The organism is Bacteroidota bacterium, assembly GCA_016183775.1.
Classification (GTDB): Bacteria; Bacteroidota; Bacteroidia; order JABDFU01; family JABDFU01; genus JABDFU01.
Map to the genome: position 1 here is coordinate 41,958 of JACPDY010000126.1, position 8,290 is coordinate 50,247.

6 protein-coding genes are annotated in these 8,290 nt (G+C 39.1%); 3 read left to right on the forward strand and 3 right to left on the reverse strand.

The window, feature by feature from the left end; all coding sequences use genetic code 11:
* Nucleotides 1-13: 13 nt before the first annotated feature.
* Nucleotides 14-1,210 (forward strand): peptidoglycan DD-metalloendopeptidase family protein, encoded by a 1,197-nt coding sequence (locus HYU69_14985; protein ID MBI2271647.1) that lies wholly within the window; start codon nt 14-16, stop codon nt 1,208-1,210.
* Here HYU69_14985 and HYU69_14990 read toward each other — a convergent pair whose 3' ends face one another.
* Complete coding sequence (locus tag HYU69_14990; protein MBI2271648.1) at nt 1,211-2,488, reverse strand: metallophosphoesterase; 1,278 nt, start codon at nt 2,486-2,488, stop codon at nt 1,211-1,213.
* Between the two features lie 198 nt (nt 2,489-2,686).
* Between HYU69_14990 and HYU69_14995 the strand changes: the two genes are divergently transcribed.
* Nucleotides 2,687-5,206, forward strand: a complete 2,520-nt coding sequence (locus tag HYU69_14995; protein MBI2271649.1) for an adenosylcobalamin-dependent ribonucleoside-diphosphate reductase — start codon at nt 2,687-2,689, stop codon at nt 5,204-5,206.
* 29 nt (nt 5,207-5,235) lie between these two features.
* On the opposite strand, the gene HYU69_15000 is transcribed toward HYU69_14995, so the two are convergent.
* Nucleotides 5,236-6,795 (reverse strand): hypothetical protein, encoded by a 1,560-nt coding sequence (locus tag HYU69_15000; GenBank protein ID MBI2271650.1) that lies wholly within the window; start codon nt 6,793-6,795, stop codon nt 5,236-5,238.
* 155 nt (nt 6,796-6,950) lie between these two features.
* Here HYU69_15000 and HYU69_15005 point away from each other — a divergent pair, with 155 nt between their 5' ends.
* Nucleotides 6,951-8,117, forward strand: a complete 1,167-nt coding sequence (locus HYU69_15005; GenBank protein ID MBI2271651.1) for a 2-isopropylmalate synthase — start codon at nt 6,951-6,953, stop codon at nt 8,115-8,117.
* 41 nt (nt 8,118-8,158) lie between these two features.
* Here HYU69_15005 and HYU69_15010 read toward each other — a convergent pair.
* Nucleotides 8,159-8,290, reverse strand: a 132-nt coding sequence (locus tag HYU69_15010) for a transposase (GenBank protein ID MBI2271652.1), incomplete at its 5' end; no start/stop codon positions are given.

The following is an 8,290-nucleotide window of genomic DNA, read 5'->3' on the forward strand; positions in this document are numbered from 1 at the left end:
CTTCATCTGCATTATGTTACCGATAATACTTTGTGCGGCTATTGCTATTCCTGTATCCGCTCAGAAACAATCAAAAACCGATCTTGAAGAAAAAAAGAAAAAACTTCAGCAGGATATCGAATACACAAACCAGTTGCTGAGTGAAACAAAAAAGAATAAAAAACTCTCGCTTAATCAGCTTCTTACACTCAATAAAAAATTATCCGACCGGCAGGAGCTTATCAACACTATAAGTGGACAGATATTTTTATTGAACCGAAGGATAAATGAAACAAATAAAAATATAACCGCACTTCAGGCCGAACTCAAAAAGCTTAAAGACGATTATGCCAAAATGATCTATAACGCGTATCGCAACCGCGATGAGTACAGCAGGTTGATGTTTATTTTTGCTTCCACAAATTTTAACCAGGCTTATATCCGCCTTAAGTATCTTCAGCAATACAGCGACTACAGACATAAGCAGGCGGAACAAATCGAGCTCAAACAAAAAGAACTTAATGAAAAACTACAGGAACTTGAAGTGCGCAAAACTGAAAAAAGGGAACTCTTAGGATCGCAGGAAAACGAAAAGGAAGCACTCACAAAAGAGAAATCGGAAAAGGAGGAAGTATTGACTGAGCTTCAAAGCAAAGAGAAGCAGCTTAAAGCCGACCTGGATAAAAAGAAGAAAGATGCTGAAAAATTACAGCAGGCGATTATGCGTATCATAAAAGAAGAAATTGAAAAAGCCAATGCCAATAAAACCAGGCCAAGCAATAAACTTGTACTTACACCGGAGGCGCAACAGCTTTCAAGTTCATTCTCTAACAACAGAGGTAAACTTCCCTGGCCGGTGATACAGGGAGTTATCATTGACCGTTTTGGTGCGCATCCGCATCCTTCCATGCCCGAGATCACCATATCAAATAACGGAGTCGATATTGCGACTTCCAAAGGCGCGTTGGCCCGGGGTGTGTTTGACGGAGAAGTCACAGGCGTTGTGAATATCCCATCTTCCGGGCATGTCGTAATTGTACGTCATGGAGAGTTTCTCAGTGTGTATGCCAACCTGAAGGAAGTGTATGTAAAAACAGGTGATAAAATAAAGACAAAACAAAATATCGGCTCCATTTTACTGGATGAAGAAGATGGAAAAACCGAATTACATATAGAAATCTGGAAGGGCCAAACCAAACTTGACCCCGAAGAGTGGTTATATAGAAATTAGTTACGCTTTTTGAAGTGTGATTACAGTAATCTCCGGCCATATCCCTACTCTTCCCGGGAAGCCAATAAAACCAAAGCCACGATTTACATACAGGTATTTATTTTTCTCCTCATACAACCCGGCCCAATTAGGATAGCGGTATTGAACAGGACTCCATTTGATGCCCGGAATTTCCACCCCAAACTGCATTCCATGAGTATGGCCCGACAAGGTAAGGTGGATATGTTTGGAATGATCAAGTGTTTGAGCTGTCCAATGTGACGGGTCGTGCGACAATAGTATTTTAAATGAATCGTTTGCAACATTACTTAATGCTTTTTCCAAATCACCATATTTTGCAAAACCTCCGCTTCCCCAGTTTTCAATTCCCATCAGGGAAATTTTTTGTCCGTCTTTTTCTATATCAAAACTTTTATTCAACATCAGCTTAAACCCAAGTTCTTTATGAATTTCCTTAATCTGGTTAAAGTTTTTTTGCTTCATCTCCTCCGATTCCCAGCTGACATAATCACCATAATCGTGGTTGCCGAAAATGGAAAACATTCCCATTGGAGCATTCAACTGTTTGAATAAAGGAATCCATGGCTCCATTTCACTGGCAAGGTTATTCACCAAGTCCCCTGTAAAGAAAAGCAGGTCCGACTTTTGTTTATTTATCAGGTCAATGCCATGCTTTACTGCTGCTTCATCATCAAAACTGCCTGAATGTATATCCGATATTTGCGTAATAGTAAGTCCGTTAAAAGCTTCCGGCAGATCTTTAAACTTTAACGAAACGTGATGAACTTTATAATTATATTTCCCCTTTGTAATACCATACAAAATTGAAAAAAACGGAATACTCGCCAATGCCAATGCCAACTGACTTAAAAACGTTCTTCTGCCTTCAAAATAAGGTGTGTCCGCGAAACTATCAGAAACCATTTTCCCGACACCTACCCCGCCTGCACGCAAGAGCCGACCAATATCTTCTATCAGCAAAAATGTGATCAGTATAAGTTTAGGAATATAAAGCAAAAAAAAGATTGTCATAATAAGAACAAATACTCCCCCCCTTGGCCCGGTAAAGCGGTTGAATATAAATAATCCATATGTGGTTAAAAGCATAAAAAACACGTTGACTCCCCAGTAAACCCAATTGATCACCTGTTTCGTTCGTTCCGATTGAATATCCGAATACGAAGTCTTTATGCTTCGGAATGCATAAAAATCGATGGCAACTAAAATCAACATTACCAGGATTATCCTGAAAATGACTGTCGAAGGGGACGCGTGCATAATTTAATAGACGTGACTGTTAGTATAATATTTTAATAATTGTTTGTTAAAGGGTATTATTCAGACTCAGTATGCAATTTACTGCCTGGAATGAGGTTGTATTCTGTCAAATTAATACGCAAAGGACTAATTCCATATTCTATACTCCATTTATATTGACAAAATTCAATTTGCTAAATTTACGGCAAATAGCCCATGATGAAAAAGAAATATTCACCTAATAAAATATATCCTTATAATGAGGTCTTAAAAGAATGCCTTACTTATTTTAACGGGGACGAGTTGGCAGCAACCACCTGGATAAATAAATATGCAAGCCGTAATAATAAAGAAGAATTGCTTGAGATAACTCCAGATGCAATGCACATGCGTATGGCAGCAGAGTTTGCCCGGATAGAAAAAAAGTTTTTCCGGAAAAAAATTAATAAAAAATTTTTTTCTGTCTACGGCCAAAAAAGAAAACCGCTAACCAAAGAGCGTATTTTCAAATACTTTGAAGCATTTAAATACATTATCCCGCAAGGCAGTGTTATGGCATCGCTTGGCAACAAAAATGTAATTGCTTCCTATTCCAACTGCGTTGTATTACCCAAAATATTTGATTCGTATGGCGGCATATTATATACCGACCAGCAATTAGCTCAATTATTTAAAAGGCGATGTGGTGTAGGCATAGATATTTCATCACTTCGTCCTGAAGGAAATCCTGTATCTAATGCGGCTCGCACCACCTCGGGCGCTGTTTCATTTATGGAACGATACTCTAATACTACACGTGAAGTAGCCCAGAAAGGCCGAAGGGGAGCGTTGATGATCACAATGGATATTGCCTATCCCGATATCGAAAAATTTGTAACCGTAAAACAGGATCTTACAAAAATCACCGGTGCCAATATTTCTGTCCGCTTGTCGGATGAGTTTATGCAGGCTGTAGACAAGGATAGTATTTTTACGCTCCGTTGGCCGGTCGATTCAAAGCAGCCAAAAATAAAAAAGACAGTTAAGGCCCGCGACCTATGGCAAACCATTGTGCGTTGTGCCCATAATACTGCCGAACCTGGACTTATTTTTTGGGACAAACAACACAATTATTCCACCTCCTCTATTTATCCGGGGTATGAAAATGTGTCAACTAACCCCTGTTCTGAAATTGCTATGCAGGGCGGTGACAGTTGCCGCCTGATCGCGATCAATTTATATAGCTTAATCGAACAGCCTTTCACCCCACAGGCAAAATTTAATTATGAGAAATTTTATGAAGTGGTTTATGAAGCCCAGCGGTTGATGGACGACCTTGTCGACCTTGAACTGGAAGCCATTGAACGTATACTGAAAAAAACAGAAAGTGATCCTGAGCCAACATATATTAAACAAATTGAATTGCAAACCTGGAAACTGCTTTATGAAACAGGCAAAAAAGGTAGAAGGACAGGTCTCGGCTTTACCGCGCTGGGCGATGCGATAGCCGCACTGGGACACTCATTTGATTCAAAAAAAGTGTTGATAGAAGTCGAGAAGATCATGAAGACCAAATGTGAAGCTGAATTCGAAAGTTCAATTGACTTAGCTATTGAACGTGGTAAATTTAAAGCCTTTGACCCCAGAATAGAAAGCAAATCCAGATTTGTTCAAATGTTGAAAAAAGAATTGCCTCATGTGTACAAACGTCTGCTAAAGTATGGCCGAAGGAATATTTCCATAAGCACTGTAGCGCCCACAGGCAGTTTGAGCATTCTCACCCAAACTTCTTCAGGTATTGAACCTGTTTATATGTTATCGTATAAACGACGAAGAAAAATAAACGCAAATGATAAAAACACAAAAGTTGACTTTGTTGACCAGTTGGGTGATGCGTGGCAGGAATTTACTGTTTATCATCCAAAACTAAAACAATGGATGGAAATAAGCGGGCAAACAGATATTTCCAAAAGCCCCTACCATGGCTCAACGGCATCTGAAATAGATTGGGTAAGACGCATTGAATTACAAGCTGTGGTACAAAAATATGTTACGCATTCCATCAGTTCTACCATCAACCTGCCTTCAAATGTAAGCATCGAACAGGTCGGGGCAATTTATATGGAAGCATGGAAACGCGGATTAAAAGGCATTACTGTTTATCGTGATGGCGCAAGATCAGGAGTTTTGATAGCTGAAAGCCAAAGAGCCGGCATTGTTGAAACTCCTGCGCGGCCAAAAATATTGGAGTCGGAAGTTGTTCGTTTTACAAACTTTGATGAACAATGGGTAGCTGTTGTAGGTCTTATGAACGAGAGGCCTTATGAAATATTTACCGGCAAAGAGGATGGTCAGTTCTTTATTCCGGCAACTATTGAAAAAGGTTGGGTAGTAAAACATAAATCGGGCTCCGTTTCCAGATATGATTTCAATTATACCGACGAAAACGGTCAGACAAAAACCGTTGAAGGGTTATCACGGGCATTTAACCAGGAGTATTGGAATTATGCCAAATTGATCTCGGGCGTATTGCGACACGGAATGCCATTGACGCAGGTAATTGATCTTGTAGAGAATTTAAAACTATACAGCGATAATATTAACACCTGGAAAAGCGGGGTAACACGTGCATTAAAACGTTATGTGAAAGATGGTGCAGTGCCTGCTGACCGCCAATGTCCATCATGTGGAGATACTGATGGATTGATTTATGAAGAAGGGTGCCTGAAGTGTAAAAGCTGCGGGTATAGTTTGTGCTAAGCATAACTCTGACAGAGTTTAAACCCCTGTCAGAGTTTTTTTAATTTGACCCGAACCTTCTCCCTAATAATTTCCTGTACCGGCCTTTTTTCAATTTTACTTTCCAGCCAGGAAATAATATCAAAATAGATGAACGCTTTTTTATCGTAAGGACTGGTTACAAGAGGCAATAATTCTCTTTTCAAATTCCTGAATGCCATGATCAGCGCCCTTTCATTGGCGGTTTTATAGGTAAGTTTTTTCAGAAAACCAAGGATGATCTTCTGAAATTTTCCGAGGTTGCCTCTCTTCAAAAGAAAACGGTAAGTAGATTTGATCTGGTATTCAACCAACTCTCCATGTCCTAATTCATAGTGGGAAATGAGATTCAATATTCTCGAAAAAGAGTGAATATCCTGCCGAAGATCCACGTCCTTACTATTGATGATCTTATTCAACCATATCAGGGCTTTCTTGTAATTATCATTTCCAAAATAAAGGCAGGCGATCTTATAATAAAAAATAATAAGGGAATGTTTATTGAGTCTTAACATAAATTTTTCAAGCCCTTCTTCCAGGCCTGATACAAGGGAAATACCTCCTTTAAAATCACCGCGCATATAATACAGGTTGATCGCATTCACGTACGAATATTTAAAAAGTATCATTCTCACGTGATCGGTTATTTTAACCCTCGGAATGTCAGGGATGGCCTGCAATCGTTTATTCATTTCAGCAAACTCCTGGTGCTTTAAAAGCTTAAACTGCGCCACCATGAGGTTGTTAATTCCTTTAATATACATCTCCAGCTTGGGACTAATCATTTCGGGGGTTTCATCGAATAGATACACCCATTTTTTTGCATACTGGTACCCGGTTTTAAAATCCTGGATGAAAAAATAATATCCCACATAAGAAAAATAGAGGTAAAGTTTTTCGTGAAATGAAAGTTCCTTCTCCTTGTACGCAGGCAAACTGGAATGAAAAAAATTTTGCACAGCATCAAAATCCTTCTTATTCCGTATAAAACCCATGCTGGAATAATAAGAATTCAATTTAATACTCAGGTTAGAAAAAATATTAATGTTTTTAATGCTTTCCGCCACATGTTCTGTCTCATTTACAATCACGTTAACACGGCTCACATTATTACTTTCAATGGTTTGACTCACTACATTTTTCTCCAGTTCCAACAAATCCATCAGCAGAATGGACCGGTCGCTTTCGACAGCAACTTTTTTTGCCTTGTCGATCATTTTTACACACTGCTTGTACAGACATTTGTTAAAAAGCAACTGGGCATAATCGATCATATCGCGGATCTGCATATCGATCACATTGTTCGAATTAGACAATTTGAGTACCCGTAGTATCTGCTGGTATAGGTGGGCCTTCATGTTCGAAAGCTGTCCCGGCTTGAGCGCTTTTTCCCTGCTCATTATTTGTATTTCATCATATACTTTTTGTTTGTCAAGCAGGTTGAAAAGAAGCAGGTGTTTTTTTTCTTCACTACTATTTATACGGGCAACATACAGCTTAAAAGAGCGTTTCTCACTCTTGGAAAGTGATTTAATGAGCTGAAACAGGTAGTCGGAACTCGGTTTGGACATCGTAATTATAATACATATAACGTCGTAAAATTAAACTTTTTACATAAATATAGCCTTTGAACACCGTATAAATGTATTTTTTTAATTTGTCGCAGGCAAGAGGCCGAACTACCTTTATTGCTCATTATATCAATACCACCTTTAATCTTTAAACTATGAGCGACAAAAATAAAGTCCAAATTTTCGATACCACCCTGCGGGATGGAGAACAGGTTCCAGGTTGCCAGCTGAATACTACCGAAAAAATTGAAGTTGCCAAAGCACTTGAAGAGCTTGGCGTGGATATAATTGAAGCAGGATTTCCCATTTCAAGTCCCGGCGATTTTAAATCGATCGTTGAAATTTCAAAAGCGGTTACAAGACCCGTTATATGTGCTTTAACACGCGCAAAAAAGGAAGATATCGATTGTGCTGTTGAATCATTGAAATTCGCTAAAAGAAAAAGGATCCATACGGGGATTGGAAGTTCTGATATTCATATTGAACATAAATTCCGCTCATCGCGTGCAGAGGTACTGAAGCAAGGAGTTGAAGCAGTACGTTATGCCAAAAAGTTTGTAGAAGATATAGAGTTTTATGCAGAAGATGCCGGCCGTGCTGATCTGCCATTCCTTGCAAAAATGATTGAAGAGGTAATTGCCGCAGGAGCAACAGTTGTAAATATTCCTGACACTACCGGATATTGCCTGCCCACCGAATATGGTGCCAAGATCAAGTACCTGGTGGATAATGTAAAAAATATCGACAAGGCCATCATCTCCGTTCATTGTCATAATGATCTTGGGTTGGCTACCGCCAATTCAATATCCGGGGTGATGAATGGTGCAAGACAAATAGAGTGTACGATCAATGGAATTGGCGAAAGGGCCGGCAACACTTCGCTTGAAGAAGTGGTGATGATCCTGCAAAGTCATAAAGACCTGCAGTTAACAACCGGAATAAATTCCAAAAGGATTTATCCAACAAGTAAACTGGTTTCCAGGTTAATGAGAATGAATGTTCAACCAAACAAGGCTATCGTCGGCAAAAATGCGTTCGCACATTCTTCGGGCATACACCAGGATGGATTTTTAAAACACCGTGATACCTATGAAGTGATCAACCCGGTTGATGTCGGTGTGGATAAATCCATGATCGTGCTAACTGCAAGAAGCGGAAGAGCCGCACTTAAGCACAGGTTAGAAGCCCTCGGGTATTCTGTTTCCAAAGATGAATTGGCTGAGCTTTATACAAATTTTATTGTAATGGCCGACGCTGAAAAACAAATTGAGGACAACCATCTACATGTTCTTTTTGAGAAATTTCACGCTAAAGTTAAATGATCACTGGTAAGTGAAAGGCTGCCACAACACTAAGAAACTGTTTAAAATTTATTCAATAATATTTTTATAGCTGCAAAATGAATCATTGCCTCACTTGTTTCAAGCAAATATTCAAAATCTTTACTCAATCTTCGTTGGTTTTCAAACCAAGAAAAAGTTCTTTCAATAATCCA